At 73.4% G+C, this 17,341-nt stretch carries 15 protein-coding genes; 14 read left to right on the top strand and 1 reads right to left on the bottom strand.

The annotated features are described in order from the left end of the window. Positions 1–135 precede the first annotated feature (135 nt). Positions 136–1,575 carry an aldehyde dehydrogenase family protein gene (locus AB0I11_RS08800; RefSeq protein ID WP_357315623.1) on the top strand — a complete coding sequence of 480 codons (1,440 nt, stop codon included), beginning with the start codon at positions 136–138 and terminating at the stop codon, positions 1,573–1,575. Between the two features lie 29 nt (positions 1,576–1,604). Continuing rightward, complete coding sequence (locus AB0I11_RS08795; protein ID WP_357315618.1) at positions 1,605–2,219, top strand: DUF2625 family protein; 615 nt, start codon at positions 1,605–1,607, stop codon at positions 2,217–2,219. Positions 2,220–2,226: 7 nt separating this feature from the next. Here AB0I11_RS08795 and AB0I11_RS08790 read toward each other — a convergent pair whose 3' ends face one another. After that, positions 2,227–3,459: an SUKH-3 domain-containing protein gene (locus AB0I11_RS08790; protein WP_357315616.1), complete on the bottom strand. Its 1,233-nt coding sequence runs from the start codon at positions 3,457–3,459 to the stop codon at positions 2,227–2,229. Positions 3,460–3,538: 79 nt separating this feature from the next. Between AB0I11_RS08790 and AB0I11_RS08785 the strand changes: the two genes are divergently transcribed. The 12 genes from AB0I11_RS08785 (at position 3,539) to ahcY (ending at position 17,284) form a co-directional block, all read left to right on the top strand. Next, positions 3,539–3,952 carry a YbaB/EbfC family nucleoid-associated protein gene (locus tag AB0I11_RS08785; RefSeq protein WP_357315613.1) on the top strand — a complete coding sequence of 138 codons (414 nt, stop codon included), beginning with the start codon at positions 3,539–3,541 and terminating at the stop codon, positions 3,950–3,952. A gap of 4 nt (positions 3,953–3,956) precedes the next feature. Next, positions 3,957–4,313, top strand: a complete 357-nt coding sequence (locus AB0I11_RS08780) for a hypothetical protein (protein ID WP_357315610.1) — start codon at positions 3,957–3,959, stop codon at positions 4,311–4,313. Positions 4,314–4,331: 18 nt separating this feature from the next. Next, the gene (locus AB0I11_RS08775) at positions 4,332–8,624 is read left to right on the top strand and encodes a toxin glutamine deamidase domain-containing protein (RefSeq protein ID WP_357315607.1); all 4,293 of its coding nucleotides are present in this window, start codon (positions 4,332–4,334) and stop codon (positions 8,622–8,624) included. A gap of 5 nt (positions 8,625–8,629) precedes the next feature. Then, positions 8,630–9,061, top strand: a complete 432-nt coding sequence (locus tag AB0I11_RS08770; RefSeq protein WP_357315602.1) for a hypothetical protein — start codon at positions 8,630–8,632, stop codon at positions 9,059–9,061. A 148-nt stretch (positions 9,062–9,209) separates the two neighbouring features. Continuing rightward, a complete protein-coding gene (locus AB0I11_RS08765; protein ID WP_357315599.1) occupies positions 9,210–9,881 on the top strand; it encodes a tetratricopeptide repeat protein in 672 nt (223 codons plus the stop codon). Further along, on the top strand, positions 9,878–10,564 hold the full coding sequence (nfi, locus tag AB0I11_RS08760; RefSeq protein WP_357315596.1) for a deoxyribonuclease V: 687 nt from the start codon (positions 9,878–9,880) through the stop codon (positions 10,562–10,564). Before AB0I11_RS08765 ends, nfi begins: the two co-directional genes overlap by 4 nt. 139 nt (positions 10,565–10,703) lie before the next feature. Further along, entirely contained in the window at positions 10,704–11,693 is a 990-nt protein-coding gene (locus tag AB0I11_RS08755) for a hypothetical protein (RefSeq protein WP_357315593.1), read from the top strand. Positions 11,694–11,878: 185 nt separating this feature from the next. After that, a complete protein-coding gene (locus AB0I11_RS08750) occupies positions 11,879–12,091 on the top strand; it encodes a Trm112 family protein (protein WP_357315590.1) in 213 nt (70 codons plus the stop codon). Continuing rightward, positions 12,088–13,284: an SIS domain-containing protein gene (locus tag AB0I11_RS08745; protein WP_357315587.1), complete on the top strand. Its 1,197-nt coding sequence runs from the start codon at positions 12,088–12,090 to the stop codon at positions 13,282–13,284. Before AB0I11_RS08750 ends, AB0I11_RS08745 begins: the two co-directional genes overlap by 4 nt. A gap of 25 nt (positions 13,285–13,309) precedes the next feature. After that, positions 13,310–14,317, top strand: a complete 1,008-nt coding sequence (locus tag AB0I11_RS08740; protein ID WP_357315584.1) for a cation diffusion facilitator family transporter — start codon at positions 13,310–13,312, stop codon at positions 14,315–14,317. A 2-nt stretch (positions 14,318–14,319) separates the two neighbouring features. Further along, positions 14,320–15,471 carry a mannose-6-phosphate isomerase, class I gene (gene manA / locus AB0I11_RS08735; RefSeq protein ID WP_357315581.1) on the top strand — a complete coding sequence of 384 codons (1,152 nt, stop codon included), beginning with the start codon at positions 14,320–14,322 and terminating at the stop codon, positions 15,469–15,471. A 313-nt stretch (positions 15,472–15,784) separates the two neighbouring features. Next, the gene (gene ahcY / locus AB0I11_RS08730) at positions 15,785–17,284 is read left to right on the top strand and encodes an adenosylhomocysteinase (protein ID WP_357315578.1); all 1,500 of its coding nucleotides are present in this window, start codon (positions 15,785–15,787) and stop codon (positions 17,282–17,284) included. Positions 17,285–17,341: the final 57 nt, after the last annotated feature.

Raw genomic sequence — 17,341 nt, 5'->3', positions numbered from 1 at the left:
GTCTCCGAAGGGTGGCCGGGGGAAGGTCGGCGGAGGTTATCGCAATCTGACTGCCATCTTGGCCACTGAATTCGCGGCAGACAAGGGTTTGAGCAACTGTTTCCGCGCGAACCCGGGTGGACTACGCTGCCGATCGTGGAGCCGAGAGCCTTCTATGTCGCCGGCCGCCCCGCCCATGGCGCGGGCGAGCTGACCGTCACCCACCCGTACGACGGCCGGACGGTGGGGCGTACCACCCTCGCCACGCCGGAGCAGGTCGAAGCCGCCGTCGCGGCAGCCGCCGGGGTGGCCGCGGCGGCCGCGGCCCTGCCCGCGCACGCCCGCGCGGCGGCGCTGGACCACGTCTCCCGGCGCCTCGCCGAACGGACGGACGAGGCAGCCGCCCTCATCACCGCCGAGAACGGCAAGCCGATCAAGTGGGCGAAGGCGGAGGTGGGGCGGGCCGTCTCCACCTTCCGCTGGGCCGCCGAGGAGGCCCGGCGCTTGTCCGGCGAACTGCAACGCCTGGACACCGACCCGGCGGCCACCGGACGGATCGCCCTGGTCCGGCGCGTGCCACGCGGCCCGGTGCTGGGCATCGCGCCGTTCAACTTCCCGCTGAACCTCATCGCGCACAAGGTCGCCCCCGCCCTCGCCGTCGGCGCGCCGATCGTGGTCAAGCCCGCCCCCGCCACCCCGCTCTCCGCGCTGCTGCTCGGTGAGCTCCTGGCCGAGACCGCGCTGCCCGAGGGGATGTTCTCGGTGCTGCCGCTGCCCAACGAGCGCGCCGCCGAACTGGTCGCCGACCCCCGGCTGCCGGTGGTGTCGTTCACCGGCTCCGGGCCGGTCGGCGCCGCCATCCGCCGCGCCGCGCCCGAGAAGCACGTGACCTTGGAACTGGGGGGCAACGCCGCGGCGGTGATCTGCGAAGACTGGAACTCCGACGCGGACCTGACCTTCGCCGCGCACCGGATCGCCACCTTCGCCAACTACCAGGCCGGGCAGTCCTGCATCGCCGTGCAGCGGGTCTACATCCACGAGTGGATCTACGACGGCTTCCTGCCCCGGCTGGTCGCCGCCGTGCAGGAACTGCGTACCGGCGACCCGACCTCCGACCTCACCGACGTCGGGCCGCTGATCTCCGAGGACGCCGCGCGACGGGTCGAGGAATGGGTGGACGAGGCGGTCACCGCCGGGGCCACCATCGAGATCGGCGGGCGCCGGGACGGCGCCAACTACCCGCCCACCGTCCTGTCCCGGGTGCCCTCGTCCGCCCGGGTCTGCCGCGAGGAGGTCTTCGGGCCGGTGCTGGTGGTCGCCCCGGTCACGGACGACCGGGCCGCGTTCGCCGCGGTCAACGACTCCGCGTACGGGCTGCAGGCCGGCGTGTTCACCCACCGGCTGGACGTCGCGTTCGACGCCGCCCGGACCCTCGAGGTCGGCGGGGTGATCGTGGGCGACGTGCCCTCGTACCGGGCCGACCAGATGCCGTACGGCGGGGTGAAGGGCTCCGGCGTCGGCCGGGAAGGGCTGCGCAGCGCCATGGAGGACTACACCGAGCCGCGGGTCATGGTGCTCACCGGGGTGGCGCTGTAGCGCGTCGCCGGGGATGGCAGGCTGAGCCGGTGGACGAGTCGGCATGGCCCGAGGTGGCCGCGGCGGTAACGGCCGCGCCGTATCCGGTCGAGGTGCTGCCGGCCGACCCGACGCGAGCCGCCGGGTGTCTGGCGGCCCTGGAGATCACCACCCGGTCGTGGCTCGGCGCGGTCGTCGCCAACACCGGCGGGCTGCTGGTCGACCACGGCTGGCTGCGGGTGCTCGGCAGCGGGCACGGCGGCCTGCCCGATGTGCCCGCTGAATCCGACCCGGCGCGCGGTCTGGTGACCATCGGCTACGACGTGCTGGGCGGCCAGTTCGTCTGGACGCAGGCTCAACCGGGGGCGCGGCCCACCGTCCACTACTTCGGCCCCGACGACCTGGGCTGGCTCGACCTGGAGCAGGGGTACGCGGATTGGCTGTACGCCGTCCTCGCCGGCTCCCTCCCCGCCTTCTACGAGACCCTGCGCTGGCCGGGCTGGGAGTCGGAGGTCGCGGGCCTCGCGCCCGACCAGGCGTTCAGCGTCTGGCCGCCGCCGTTCACCCGCGAGGGCAAGGACCTCTCGGTGGTCTCCCGCATGGCGGTGCCACTGGCCGAGGCCGTCTCGTTCTACCAGGACGCGGCGCGCCAGCTCGGCTCCTGACCGCCGCTCACCAGGTGCCGTCGTCGCGTACCCGCGCGGGTTCCCGGCCGAGCAGGAGGGTGGTCAGGGCGGCGTCGATGTCCGCGCCCAGGAACCACTCGCCGGCCTGGTCCAGCGCGAAGATCCGGCCCCGCTCGTCGACCGCGATGATGCTGTCACCGCGCTCGGTGCCCAGCGGAAACAGCCGTACGCCGAGGACCGCGCCGAAATCGGCGAGCGTGTCGGCGCTGTGCGCGGCGCGCAGCGGATTGGTGGTGAAAGGGCTGATCCAGACCTGCTGCCCCGGACCCCGTCGTCGGGTCAGCAACGCGGGAAAGGCGGTCAGAACCTGCTCGGCCGCGGGGAACGGCTCATGGTGATGGTGCCTTCCGACGATCTGCCGGGTATCGGCGATCGCACCCATGGCCAGCGCCTCGTTGAAGATGCTGTCCTCCCAGCCGGCCTCCATCAGGGCAACGGCCACCTCCTCGGGGAAGCGGCCCGGCTCGATGGCCGGCGTGGGTTGCGGGTGCCACGCCTCGGTATAGGCCAGGTCGGACCAGGGCAGCGCGTTGAAATGCACCAGAAAGTTGACGCATGAGTCACACGGCAGCTCGGCTGATCCCCCCGCCGGGTCGCCGGCCTCCCGGATCCGGAAGAACTCGATCCGCGCGCCTGCGCACAAGGCCTGCGCATCCGCAAGGGTCAGCGGTGCGAGACCCGCCGCGCCGCGACGGTTGTCGTGCTCGTGCAGCAGGTCGGAGACGACGATCATCTCGGCGTGACGTTCGCCGCCACGGACCAGTTGGCCGGCCAGCAGTCGGTCCAGGTAGGACTGGACGAGCGGATGGTGGTTGAGGGTGACCTCACCCTTCGCGCCGTAGGCCACCCGGATCCGGCCGTCGAGGGTGAGATGCGCGGCCGCGCCGGGCGTCGGCAGCCGGGTCAACTCGCGCAGCAACTGGATCGCCGGGTCGACCGTACGGGGCGCGCGCGGAGCCGGCGACCGCCGCTGGCGGAACAGCCGCGCCACCGCCGGCAGCGGCAGGCGGGGCCAGCTGGAGACCTCGCCGGTCTCCTTGTCCACCACGGTCGCGGGCAGGTCGCCGGGGAGCGCCCGGGCCTCCCGAGCGACCCGGGACGTGATCAGGTAGCCCAGGTCGAACTCCTCGACCACCGGTGTGCAGGGGAACCCGAGGCGCTCGGAGTCCCGTCGTGCCCAGACGGCGGCGAGTTGTTCGGCCTGCTGTCGTTCGATCACGGACCGAAACTACCGGACCCCACGGATTCCGTGGCGCCCGGTATGGTCTTCCCTACCGACGGTGACGGAGGGAGTGGCGGTGGCCGAGAACGCGGACCGGGACGCCAACCGTGCGCTGCGCGCGCGGTTCGACGAGGTGTACGGCCAGTACCAGCGGCTTCGGTCCGGACTGGACGAACTCCAGACACGGCTCGCCGAGCTACGGGTGACCGAGCGCTCCGAGGACGGCCAGGTCACCGCGGTGGTCGGGGCCCGGGGCGAGCTGATCAGCGTCGAGTTCACCCCCTCGGTCTTCCAGGACCGGGACGCCAAGGCGCTCGGCCGCAAGGTCACCGCCACGGTGGGGCGCGCCTCCGCCGCCGCCGTCGACGCCACCCGGGAGCTGGTCGCCGGTTACCTGCCACCCGGCTCGCCGTCGGTGGAGTTCCTGCGTACCCATGACTTCGGCGCGCTGCTGGGTCGCGCCGACGCGGTCATGTCACGCGGCGAGTGATCCGGTGACCGAGGCGCAGATCTGGCTGGACCCGGACCGGGCCCGCCGGGGCGGTGTCGACCTGGCCCTGGCGGGGGAGGCGATCGGCGCGGCCCGGAGGGAGGCAGGCGGCGCGATCGCGGCGGCGAGCGCGGAGCATCCGTGGGGACGCGACGACATCGGCGCCGCCTTCGAGAAGCACTACCGGGGCTACGAGGAGACGCTGCTGCGGGCGTGGGAACTGCTGGGCCGATCGTTGCAAGGGCTGGGCGGCGGTGTCGTCCGGTCCGTGACATCCACAGTGGAGACCGATGACGGCGCGTCGCGCCGGCTCGGCGACATCCCGCAGGGGCACCGTTCCCCGCCGCGGCACTGGCGCTGACCTCCGGAGGATCCGCGCGTGAGCCTGCTGCCCAGCCCGATCCCGCATCCGCTCGACCACTGCCCCTGGGACCTGCCCGGCTGGATCTACGAGGCGCTGGACTGGGTTGTCGGGGTGGAGTGGCCGGACGGGAACGAGCGGGCCGTCTGGGACCTCGCCGACCAGTGGTACGCCGTCTCCGACGTCCTCGGCGTCCCGCGTGCCGACGCGATGGCCGCCGCCGGCGAGGTCCTCAGCGGCTACGGCGGGATCGGCATCGTCGCCGAGGTCTTCGACACCGCCTGGGACAAGGTCGCGAAGGGCGAGGACGCGCCGCTGCAGGCGGTGCTCGCGATCGGCGACGAGATGGGCCGGATCGTCGAGTCCTGCGGCTGCGACATCGAGGGCGCCAAGCTCGAGGTCTGGATCGAGCTGGGCATCCTCGTCGTCGAGCTGCTGTCCCTGGCGGTGGCGACCGTGCTCACCCTGGGCGCCGCGTCGCCGGCCGCCGGCGCGGCCGTCACCGCCAGCCGGATGGTGGTGCAACAGATCTTCAAGCGCCTGGTCGCGCAGCTGGCCCGCAAGGCGATGAAGGAAGGCCTCAAGGAGGCGGGCGAGCGGGCCGCCAAGGAGGCCGCCCGCACTGGCGTACGCGGGTTCGCCCGCCGGGCCGCGATCAGTGGGCTGGTCGAGGCCGGGCAGGAGGCCGGCACCAGCCTGGCTACCCAGGCGTACCAGAACTCCACCGGACGCCGCGACGGGCTGGACCTGACCGACGTCGGCACGTCGGCGCTCGGCGGTTTCGCCGGCGGTGGCGTGGCGCCGCTGGCCGGCCTGGGCCGGCACGCGCCCGGCGGCTTCACCGGGATCGGCGAGCGCTTCGGCCGCGAGATGGCCGGCGAAACCCTGGCGGAGGGCGCCGCCGGGCTGGCCACCGGGCAGAACGCGTCCCTGGAAGACCTGGCCCGAGCGGCGGTCTCCGGGGCCAGCGGCTCGGCCACCAGTCAGGCCGACACGGCCATGCACCATCGCCTCGACGGGAGGCTGGCCAATCTGGTCGTGCCGCCGACCGAACCTTCGACCGAGGAGGCGCAGGACGCCACCGGACTACTCCCGGCGCAGCGACCGCCCGATCCGCTCGCCGCGGATGGCGGCTCGAGCCGGCCCGTGCAGCCGCCGCCGGTGGCCGATACCGGCGCGGCGAACCCGCACCCATCCGCGGGAGAGGCGGACCTGCCGGCCGGCGGTGCCGAACACCGCCTCGTACCTGGTCAACCCGATCGCGCGGCGGTCGAAGCCAGTCAGTCGCCCGCGCACCCGCGGGCAGACCTCGACGCGCCGCTGCCGCACCTCGGGGCCCCGGCCAACCTCACCCTCTCCTCGGTGACCGTCGAGCCGCCCCTCGCGGCGGTGTCCCCGGCCACCACCGGGGCGCTCGACGGGGGACCCCCAGGCACCGATCCCAGCCCCGGGCCGGTGCGCAACGCCCCCGGGGCCGACCTGGGTGGGCCGAGCCAGCCGGTACCGGTGCCCACCAATCCCAATCCCACGCCCGCGCCGGCGAACGGTCCGACGCCGACCGCGCAGCCGAACGCGCCCACGGCGGGGGTCCCCGACCGCCCGTCGAACGGCGCGCTGTCGGCGCCAGCTGGACCGCTGGCTTCCCCGACACCGCATCAGCACCCTCGACCTCCGGCGGACCCGTCTCCAGCCGCCAGCCCTCGGCCGACGCCGGACCCGCGATTCCCGCTGCTGGAGGCACTGGCGCCGCGACCGGCCCACGACCCGGCACCACCCCTGCCCGACCCCTCCGATCCACTGCCACCCCGCCGACCCACCGCGGAAGCACTGGCCGAGCGGGAAGCCTTCGAGCGACGCCGCTATCAGGGTCATCTCCACGCGCAGCGGGAGTGGTTCGAGGACAAGCGGCGGCACCGCCGGGCCAAGGAACTGCGGGACACCGCGGAGCGGCAGTTGGAGGCCGCCCGGTGGCTGCTTCGGCGTGCATACGAGCTGCGCAGCGAGGGACAGACGCAGCTCGCCGAAGAACACCGGCGGGAGGGACGCCGGAGGGAAGACTTCTACCACCGGTTCTTCGACGAGGCCGAGGCCACGCTGACCGGCGAGCGGGTGCCGGCTCAGGTGGCCGTCGAGGACGAGGCGGACTTCTCCCGGATCAACGACGACGTGGCCGATCTGGCGGTCGGCGCCGTCGAATCGTCGGACCTGTCGGCCCTCACCGGCGACGGCCACCCACCGCCGATCGACCGGTCCCGTCGCTACGGCGTACGAGGGGGCCTGCGTCCGCCGCTCGCGCTGCACCAGACCGACCTGGAACGGCAGATGCCGCGCAACCGGGACGGCAGCGTGGTGCGGACCGCCGACCCCCGGCGCGGCGGCTGGTTCCCGCTCGCCAACGACGGCGGTCCGCAGGCCGACGCGACCCGGAGCATCAACTGTCTCGACTGCACCCTGTCGCTCTACGAGACCTGGGTGCACGGCCGCCCCCGGGTCTCCGCGCCGCGTACCTTCGACGGCTACCTGATGGGGGACGTGCGCCAACCGGTCGGCGGCGAGGCGGACGGGCCCCGGCGCGTCGAGGAGACCACCGGCGGTCAGTTCCAGGACCTCTGCCCGGGCCCCGAGCCGACAACCGACCTGGAGGTACGGCAGCGGGTCGAACACGGCTACCGCGACCTGCACCGGCAACTGCTGGCGGGCGGTCACGGCAGCTACGCCTTCCTGATCACCGGCTGGCAGAACGGCGCGTCGCACGCCTGGGTGGCGTTGAACCAGAACGGCGTCGTGCTCTACCTCGACCCGCAGCAGGGTGTCGTCTGGGATCAGCCGCTCTACACGCACAGCGGGGTGCCGCACGACAACAACGTCGTGGGCCTCGACGCGCTGGTGCTCGGCCCGGACGGCCGGCCGATGCCGGTGCCCGGCCGGCCGCCCGGTGTCTACCACGTGCTCCCCGCCCCGGACGAACGTCCCGAGCCGCCACCGCCGCCGGATCCACCGGCCCCGTACGACGGCGACGAGCCGGCACCGGATTTCAACCTGGTCCACCTCCTCGGCGAGGGCACGACCTTCCACCACGGCGATGTCCCGCCGCCACCGGGTGGCCCGCCCGAGCCGGACGGGGACGACGCCACGCGGAGCGCCCACCTCGCCGCCCATGCGGAACGGATCGGAGCCGGGCTCTTCGTCCGGGACGCGATCGCCGCGAGCGCGCACCTCGACGAGGTCTTCGCCGCCGGCGTGACCCCGGTCGAGCTGGCGCACCACGTGGACCCGGCGACGCTGCGGCGGCTGGTCCCGGCGCTGGACGAGCCGGCCGCCGCCGACCTGGCCCGGCTGTTCGGTGACCCTCGGGTGCGGCACATGCTCGACCAGACCTGGGAGGCGCCACCGCGCGGCCAACCGCTGCTCGCCGAGACGCTGCTCCATCAGCTCGCCGAGCAACCGGACTTGGCGCGGTTCGTCCTGTCGGTCCCGGAACTGGGCGACTCACTGTCAGCCAGACCGGTGACCCTGCACAGGTTGGCGCGTGAGCAGGAGGCCATCCGCGTTCTCGGTGACGTCCTCGGCGACTTGGCTGCGTGCGGCCCCGAGGCGATGACCCACCATCACGATCCCGTGCCGAGTCCGACACCGCTGACCTCCGAACAGCGGGCGATAACTGCTACGGTGCGCAGCCGTCGACAGCGACCGCTGCAACTCGGCTTTGACCAGGCGCGGAAGGATGACGACGGCTACCGGCTCGCGTACGTGGAGAAGCTCTATGCCGACGCGGCGGAAGCGCAGTTGCAGCTGAATGTCCTCGCCGTGCGGCTCGCGGGAGATCACGGGCAGCCGGGCTGGCGAGCTGAGCCGAAGAAGCGCGACCGCGTGATGGACAAGCTGATTGAATATCGCAATGACGCTTCTCGGCTGAAGGATCTCGCTGGCGCGAAGGTGGAATTCGACCATCTGGACGACGTCTATCGAGCGCTGAACCAGTTGGCCGCCGATCCCTCGGTGCGGATACTCAGCATCAAAGATCGGTTCCAGTCGCCGCAGGGCAGCGGGTACCGCGACGTACTGCTCAACCTGGACATGCCGAACGCGCACGTGGCGGAACTTCGCCTGCAACTGCGGTCAGTGGAACGCGTGGCCCGGTGGGAGCATGCCCTGTACGAGGTCCGGCGAGACCTGGAGACGTTGTCCGAGTCAGTTGGACGGCCCCTGAAGAAGGTGGAGAAGGCCATCCGGGACGGTCTGCTTCGCCGGGCGCAGGACGCCTACCAGAGGGCGCTTGAGGAAGGGCTTGGGGGGACGACGAAACCGTGACAGGCGTGACCAGCACGAAGTTCCCGAGGTTCTTCGAGTACTACGGGTCGTCACTCAAGCTCGTCGAAATGCCCGACGGGGGTGTCGCCGGATGGCGTCTTTCCGAAGACAGCGGCGGCTGGGAGCCGGCCAACCACCTGATCGACAAGGCCCTCTTCGCCGGTGGTGAGCAGGAGATCTACGAGATCTCGCCGGACGAATTCGTCTGGCTTACCGAGCAGGAGCGCGGCCGGCATCTGGATGGCGACGGCCCGGTCTTCGCTCTGTACAAGACCGTGGAGGCACTGCAGGACGCGATCCGGGCGGAGCGCCGTTACCCAACTCCCCGGGAGCAGGCCCTCATCACCGGAATCCGGCGGAGGACGTTCGTCATGTTCGAGGAGCAGTTGCGGACGGCGGGCGACCCGGGCGCGGACCCGACCATCGCGGCCCTCTGACGACCTTCCCGCACGGTCCCCCATGCCCATGACGAGGAGCGGCCCGGCCGGACCGATCCCGCGGGAGGACCCACGACCGAGGTCGACCAGCAACGAACGACACCAGTAACCAACGACACCAGTAACCGACGACAGGAGCGGAAGCGGCATGACGACGGCGGATCGGATCGAGCTGGCGCGGGAGCTGTACGAGCAGGCGGTGTTCGGCGGCGACGCCGACGCGCTGGTCACGGCCGACCGGGCGTTGGACGGGGTGGAGGCCGATCTCGCCCTGGCCCGGGGGCGGGTGCTGCACGCCCGCTACCTGGCCGAGGAGGTCGAGGACCCGCGGGAGCTGGAGCTGTTCGAGCGGGCCGCTGAGCTGTACCGGCAGCTCGGCGACGAGCGGGGTGAGGGTGAGGCCCAGTTCTGGGTGGGCTGCCTGCACCAGGTGATCCGGGGCGACGGTGAGGCGGCGGCGCCGGCCTTCGCCCGGGCCCGGGAACTGGCCACCCGGGCCGGCGACAAGCTGACCCTGTCGTACGTGCTGCGGCACCTCGCGTTCCTCGATCAGGCGGCCGGCCGGTTCGACGCCACAAGGCAGCTCATGGAGGAGTCGACCCGACTGCGCCGGGAGGTGGGCTTCCTGCCCGGTGTGGCGGCGAACCTGCTCGCGCTCGGCTACCTCGCCGCGGAGCAGGGCGATCCGCAGCGGGCCCTGGGCCTGGTCGACGAGGCGACCCAGGTGGCCGAGGCGTCCAGCGCCCACGGCATCGTGCGCTGGGCCGAGGAGGCCCGGACGGACCTCGCGCCGGCCGGGGACGGCGCCGGGCGGCCGTGACGGCGGGACCGGTCCGGTACGTGCCACCGGCCGACGTCGCCGAGGCGCTGCGCGTACAGGAGGAGTTGCGGTCGCGGGTGGACCTGGTCGGGCCGGGGCCCACCGCGCCCACGACGGTGGCCGGCCTCGACGTGGCGTACGCCGAGCGCGGTGATCGGCTCGCGGCGGCCGTGACGGTGCTCGACGCCGGCACGCTGGCCGTGGTCGACGAGGCGGTGAGCGTGGGCCGGCCGGCCTTCGGGTACGTGCCGGGGCTGTTCGCCTTCCGCGAGCTGCCCGCCCTGCTGGCCGCCCTGGACCGGCTGACCGTCCGGCCCGAGTTGCTGGTCTGCGACGGGCACGGGCTGGCGCACCCGCGCCGGTTCGGGCTGGCCTGCCATCTCGGCCTGGTCACCGGCCTGCCCGCGATCGGGGTGGCGAAGACGCCGCTGGTCGGGGAGTGGGCGCCGCCCGGCCCCGAGCGCGGCGCCTGGAGCGCGCTGCGGGACGGCGGCGAGGTGGTCGGTCGGGTGCTGCGGACCCGGGACGGGGTGAAGCCGGTGTTCGTCAGCGTCGGGCACCGGATGAGCCTGGACAACGCCGCGGACCGGGTGCTGGCGTTGTGCCCGCGGTACCGGTTGCCGGAGACCACCCGTACCGCCGACCGACTGTGCCGGCGGGCCCTGGCCGCGGTAGCCGGCTGAGGTCGCGCCCGGTCGACCAGGTGCGGCGACGCGGCGGGGTGTCGCGGCACACATGCTGAGCGCTCGATGGGCGGGTATCACCAGGACCCGGTAGTAACCTGACCGGCGGACCCGGTCGGGTGGGACAGGTGAGGTGGAGATGTCGGTGAGGCGGCACGCGGCGCGGCTGGCCACGGTCGGCGCGATGCTGGGCGGCCTGCTGGCCGTCGCGGCGTCCCCGGCGTCGGCCGCCGACGACCGGGTGGAGGTGCGCGCGGTGAGCAGTTTCACCGTCGGCGGGTCGGCCGGCTCGATGGCGATCGAGGTGCGCAAGCGCACCGACGGCTGCGTGCTGCTCCGGACCGCCCTCGGGCTGCACCTCGACGGGGTGCGCCCCGAGCAGGTCCGGGTGCAGGTGAACAGCGCCGGCCGGTGGTGGCCGGTGGCGGTCTCCGGGGGCGGTGGCACGGTGACCACGCCACGGACCGCGCCGGCGAAGCCCACCCTGTGCAAGGGCAAGAGCATCACGGTCCGCTACCGGGTGGCCTTCCTGGCCGGCGCGCCGGGCGGGCGGCTCGCGGTGGTCGGTGAGGCGACCGCCGCCAGCGGCCGGGTGCTGGGCCGCGCCGGCGCCTCGGCCCGCGTGGTGGGTGGCGCGCCGGCTGCCTCGCCGACGCCGACGCGGAAGCCGTCCCCGACCCCGAGCCCGAGCGTGGAGGTGACCGTCGCGTCGGCCGACGACAGCGCCCCGGCGCTGGCCGCCGCCGGCCCGGCCGCCCCGTCCCGCACCGCCGCGGCCGACACGTCCTCCGGAGGTTCCCTCGTCATGTGGATCGGCATCCTGCTGGTGCTCGTCGGCGCCGCCCTGATCGTCCTCCTGGTCCGGCGCAACCGGGCCGATCGCACCGACGAGCCGGCCACCGGCCACCCGCCGGTGCCGGCGGCGGGCGGCACGACGTACCGCGCCGGCGCTCCGGCGGGCCCGGTGTACGGGCAGCAGCCACCCACCCCGAGGGTCTACGGGGCGCCCGCGCCCCGGCCGGCCGGCAACGTCTACGGCGCCGCCGCGCCGACCGGCGGACCGGGTGGTGAGCCGCCGGCCCCGGCCGGTGGCGACGCCACCAGCGTGCTGCCCCGTCCGCCCCGCTGAGCCGGCCCCGGCCCCGCGCCGGGTTACCGTGACGGTGGTGGGCGACCACCGGACCGGAGGCTCGCGCCGGCGGCCCGCCGGTGCTTGAGACGTGCCCCGGTGCCCGCGCCGGTTCGCCGATAAGATCGCCTGCGCCGGGTGGCACCGCCGACCGGTGAGACCGCATACGTGGAAGGAGCCGCGCTGTGGCCCTGGACCCGCAGTTGCTCGAGATCCTCGCCTGCCCGGACACGCACCACGCCCCGCTCGACTACGACTCGCAGGCGCAGACGCTCACCTGCACGGAGTGCGGTCGGATCTTCGAGGTGCGCGACGACGTGCCGGTGCTCCTGTTGGACGAGGCGCGCGGCGGGCCCGCGGCGGAGGACGCGCGCGGCGGCTCCGCGTCGCAGCCGTGATGGAGGGTACGGCCGGGGTCAGCGGACACCGGCACGCCGACGAGTCACTGCTGGACGACGCGCGGCGGTTGGCCGAGCAGGATCCGGGCGGCATGCTGCGTTTCACCGCGTCGGCCGGCGCCCAGGTGCGGGAGTCCGCGGCGCTGGCCGCCGAGGCCAACCTGACCGTGCTGGCGGACGACGGGCGGCCCCGCGCGGTCGTCATCGCCGGCATCGGCACCGCCGGGCGTACCGGTGACGTGCTGGCCACGGTCGCCGGGCCGCGCTGCCCGGTGCCGGTGATCCCGCACCGCAGCGCCGGTGTGCCCGGCTGGGTGGGCGCGGCGGACGTGGTCATCGCGGTGAGCGCCTCCGGTCGCAGTCCCGAGGCGCTCGGCGCGGCCGAGGCGGCGCACCGGCGGGGCGCCCGGCTGGTCGCGGTCGGCGCACCGGACTCCCAGCTCCAGTCGGTCGCCGAGCGGGCCCGGGCGCCGTTCATCCCGGTGCCCCGGCGGGCCCCGGCCCGGGCCAGTCTCTGGGCGCTCACCGTGCCGGTGCTGCTCGCCGCCCGTACGCTCGGGCTGGTGAAGGTCAACGAGGCGGACCTGGCCGAGACCGCGGCCCGGCTGGACGCGGAGGCCGACCGCTGCCGCCCCACCGCCGAGTCGTTCGTGAACCCGGCGAAGTCGCTGGCCCTGGGCCTGGCCGGCTCGATCCCGATCGTCTGGGGTTCGTCCCCGCTGGCCACCGTGGCCGCCCGGCGGTTCGGTGACACGCTCTCCGCGAACGCCCGCTACCCGGTGGTCGCCGGGGCGCTGGGCGAGGCGGGCCGGGGCCGGGTCGGTCTGCTCGACGGCGTCTTCGGCGGGCTCGCCGAGGGGGAGCGGGACATCTTCGCCGACCCCGACGAGACCGAGAGCAGCGCCACCCGGCTGCGGCTGGTGCTGCTGCGCGACGGCGGGCTGAACGCCGAGGACGACACCGACGAGCCGCTCGCGGTGGAGGAGCGCCGGGCCGACGCGGTGCAGACCCTCGCCGAGCGGCGCGGGGTGCGCTGCGACGTGGTGACCGCCGAGGGGGGTTCCGCGCTGGAGCGGCTGGCCTCGCTGATGGCGGTGCCGGATTTCGCCTCGGTCTACCTCGCCCTGGCACACGGGCTGGACCCGATGGCCGTCCCGGCCATCACGGAAATGAAGGAGCTGGCAAACCAGTGAGCACGTGCGGCATCGGGCGGGGAGCATGAGCGCCAACGGCGGAACGAAGGCGATCGTCGCCGCCCTGGCGGCGAACGTCGGTATCGCCGTCACCAAGTTCATCGCGTTCCTGCTGACCGGCTCCTCGTCGATGCTGGCCGAGTCGATCCACTCGGTCGCCGATTCCGGCAACCAGGGTCTGCTGCTGCTCGGCGGTCGGCGGGCCAAGCGGGAGGCCACCCCGGAGCACCCGTTCGGCTACGGGCGGGAGCGCTACATCTACGCGTTCATCGTGGCGATCGTGCTGTTCAGCCTCGGTGGCCTCTTCGCGCTCTACGAGGCGTACCACAAGGCGTCCGATCCGCACCCGATCGAGAGCTGGCAGTGGGTGCCGGTGGCGGTGCTGGTGGCGGCGATCCTGATGGAGAGCTTCTCGTTCCGTACCGCGATCAAGGAGTCCAACCTGATCCGCGGCAGCCAGTCCTGGGTGCGGTTCATCCGCCGCGCCAAGGCGCCCGAGCTGCCGGTGGTGCTGCTGGAGGACTTCGGCGCGCTGATCGGTCTGGTCTTCGCGCTGTTCGGCGTGGGCATGACCCTGATCACCCACAACGGCATGTGGGACGCCGCCGGCACCGCGATGATCGGCGTGCTGTTGGTGCTCATCGCCCTCACCCTGGCGATCGAGACCAAGAGCCTGCTGCTCGGTGAGGGCGCCGACCCGAACGACCTGGCGGCGATCGAAAAGGCCGTCGGCGCCGGCCCCGAGGTCGAGCGGATCATCCACATGAAGACGCTCTACCTGGGCCCGGAGGAGCTGATGGTGGCCGCGAAGATCGCGGTGCCGGCCTGCGACTCCGCCGAGGAACTGGCCCGGGGCATCAACGCCGTGGAGGCGCGGATCCGCGACGCGGTGCCGATCGCCCGGGTGATCTACCTGGAACCGGACATCTACTCCGCGGCGGCCGAGCGGGCGGGCACCGGGCAGGCGGCGCACACCGCGGCGGCGCAGCCCGAGGTTGTCGCGGACGAGGTGTCCGGCCGGCCGGGGAGCTGACCGTGGAGCTGTTGCGGGGACGGATCCGGGACTACGCGTGGGGCTCGCGCACGGCCATCGCCGGGTTGCAGGGGCGGCCGGTGCCGAGCGCCGGCCCGGAGGCCGAGCTGTGGCTGGGCGCCCACCCGGGTGCCCCGGCCTCCGTCGACCGGGCGGGCCGCGCGGTGAGCCTCACCGACCTGCTGGTCGCCGAACCGGAGCACTGGCTGGGCGAGCGGCTGGTCGGCCGATTCGGTACCCGGTTGCCGTTCCTGCTGAAGCTGCTGGCCGCGGACGCTCCGCTGAGCCTGCAGGCGCACCCGGACGCCGAGCAGGCCCGGGCGGGGTACGCGGCGGACGTCGACCGGCTCAACTACGTGGACCCGTTCCACAAGCCGGAGTTGCTGGTCGCGCTGAGCGAGTTCGACGCGCTCTGCGGGTTCCGCGACCCGGAGGTGTCGGCGGCGGCGATCGAGGCGTTCGGCGTACCGGCGTTGGCGCCGGTGGTGGCGGCGCTGCGTACCGGTCCGGCGGGGCTGCGGGAGGCCGTCCGCCTGCTGTTGAGCTGGCCGGAGTCGGAGCGGGCCGGGCTGGTGGCGGAGGTGCTGGCGGCGCGCGCCGACGGCCCGGACGCGGAGCTGGCCCGGGCCCTGGCGGCGGACTATCCGGCCGACCCCGGGGTGGTCGTGGCGTTGCTGCTGCACCATGTCCGGCTGGCGCCCGGCGAGGCGATCTGGATGCCGGCCGGCAACCTGCACGCCTACCTGCGCGGCACCGGCGTGGAGATCATGGCGGCGAGTGACAACGTGCTGCGCGGCGGGCTCACCCCGAAGCGGGTGGACGTGGACGAGTTGCTGCGGGTGCTCCGCTTCGAGGTGCTCGGCGAGCCGGTGGTCCGCGCCGTGCCGGTGGCCCCCGGGGTGGTGACCTGGCCGGTGCCGGTGGACGACTTCGCGCTGCATCGGGTGGCGCTCTCGGCCGGTGACCCGGAGGTGCGGCTGGCGCTGCCCGGCCCGCGGGTGGTGCTGTGCGGCGCGGGCACCCTGACCGTGGACGACGGGGTGGGCCGGGTCAGCCTGGGGCCGGGGCAGGCGGCGGTGGGCACCGCGGCGGGTGGCCCGCTGCTCGTCGGGGGCGCGGGTGAGGCGTACGTCGCCACCTGCGGCGCCTGCTGAGGATCCTGCTTCCGGCCCGGACCGGCCGCGGCGACGAATCCGACTTTTCCGAAATGGCTTGACCGGCTGGTTGCTCAGTGTGACCCTATGGGTACGCAGCGTTGTCGCGACGAAGGTCCGATGACGCGCGGGGAACCAAACCGGGGGGATGCACGGGGCGGCCGGGCCGTGGGCGGAAAGTCCGTCCATGACCGACCGCCCCGTGCGCTGTCCGCCGACCGGACCGGCACGCCTCGGCCAACCGGGCACGGGCGACGAACCGGACCCGCGTAAGGTGGAAGGCTGCGCAGTACTTCGTTCGACAGGAGCTTCCATGACCAGCACCCTCCCGGCGGCCCCCAGTGGCGCGTCGTCCGGCGCCCGGCCGAGCACCCTCGCCGAGGGCGACTACAAGGTGGCGGATCTGTCGCTCGCCGCGTTCGGGCGCAAGGAGATCCAGCTCGCCGAGCACGAGATGCCCGGGCTGATGGCGATCCGGCGCGAGTTCGCCGAGGCCCGGCCCCTGGCCGGCGCCCGGATCACCGGTTCCCTGCACATGACCATCCAGACCGCCGTCCTGATCGAGACCCTGGTCGCGCTCGGCGCGCAGGTCCGCTGGGCGTCCTGCAACATCTTCTCCACCCAGGACCACGCCGCCGCCGCGATCGTGGTCGGCCCGGACGGCACCCCGGAGGCGCCGGCCGGCGTGCCGGTCTACGCCTGGAAGGGCGAGACCCTGGAGCAGTACTGGTGGTGCACCGAGCAGGTGCTGACCTGGCCGGACGGGCAGGGCCCCAACATGATCCTCGACGACGGTGGCGACGCCACCCTGCTCGTGCACAAGGGCGCCGAGTTCGAGAAGGCCGGCGTGGTGCCTCCGGTCGAGTCCGCCGACTCCGAGGAGTACGCGGTCATCCTCCAGCTGCTGCACCGCTCGCTCGCCGAGGACGGCCAGCGCTGGACCCGGATCGCCGCCGGCATCAAGGGCGTCACCGAGGAGACCACCACCGGCGTGCACCGGCTCTACGAGATGCACCGCGCCGGCACCCTGCTCTTCCCGGCCATCAACGTCAACGACTCGGTGACCAAGAGCAAGTTCGACAACAAGTACGGCTGCCGCCACTCGCTCATCGACGGCATCAACCGGGCCACCGACGTGCTGATCGGCGGCAAGATGGCCGTCGTCATGGGCTACGGCGACGTGGGCAAGGGCTGCGCCGAGTCGCTGCGCGGCCAGGGCGCCCGGGTCGTGGTGACCGAGGTCGACCCGATCTGCGCGCTCCAGGCGGCGATGGACGGCTACCAGGTGGCCACCCTGGACGACGTGGTCGAGCAGGCCGACATCTTCATCACGGCGACCGGCTGCTTCAGCGTGATCACCCACGAGCACATGGCCCGGATGAAGCACCAGGCCATCGTGGGCAACATCGGCCACTTCGACAACGAGATCGACATGGCCGGCCTGGCGAAGCGGTCGGACGTGACCCGGGAGAACATCAAGCCGCAGGTCGACGTGTGGCGCTTCGACGACGGCCACGCCATCATCGTGCTCTCCGAGGGCCGCCTGCTGAACCTGGGCAACGCCACCGGCCACCCGAGCTTCGTGATGTCGAACTCGTTCGCCAACCAGACCATCGCCCAGATCGAGCTGTACACCAAGACCGACGAGTACCCGGTCGGCGTGTACGTGCTCCCGAAGCACCTGGACGAGAAGGTCGCCCGGCTGCACCTGGACGCGCTCGGTGTCAGGCTGACCACCCTCACCAAGGAGCAGGCCGCCTACCTCGGCGTGTCGCAGGAGGGCCCGTTCAAGCCGGAGCACTACCGGTACTGATCGCCACACCGTGCGCGGCGCGCAGGGGCCCCTTGCCGACCAGGCGTCTGGTGGGCA

Source organism: Micromonospora sp. NPDC050495 (assembly GCF_040655175.1).
In the GTDB taxonomy this organism is placed as follows: Bacteria; Actinomycetota; Actinomycetes; order Mycobacteriales; family Micromonosporaceae; genus Micromonospora.
This window is presented reverse-complemented; position numbering and strand designations above follow the sequence as displayed.

Coding starts and splice junctions, on each gene's coding strand:
- AB0I11_RS08765 (WP_357315599.1), top strand. CDS start 9,210: ATGACGACGGCGGATCGGATCGAGCTGGCGCGGGAGCTGTACGAGCAG.
- AB0I11_RS08755 (WP_357315593.1), top strand. CDS start 10,704: ATGTCGGTGAGGCGGCACGCGGCGCGGCTGGCCACGGTCGGCGCGATG.
- AB0I11_RS08740 (WP_357315584.1), top strand. CDS start 13,310: ATGAGCGCCAACGGCGGAACGAAGGCGATCGTCGCCGCCCTGGCGGCG.
- ahcY (WP_357315578.1), top strand. CDS start 15,785: ATGACCAGCACCCTCCCGGCGGCCCCCAGTGGCGCGTCGTCCGGCGCC.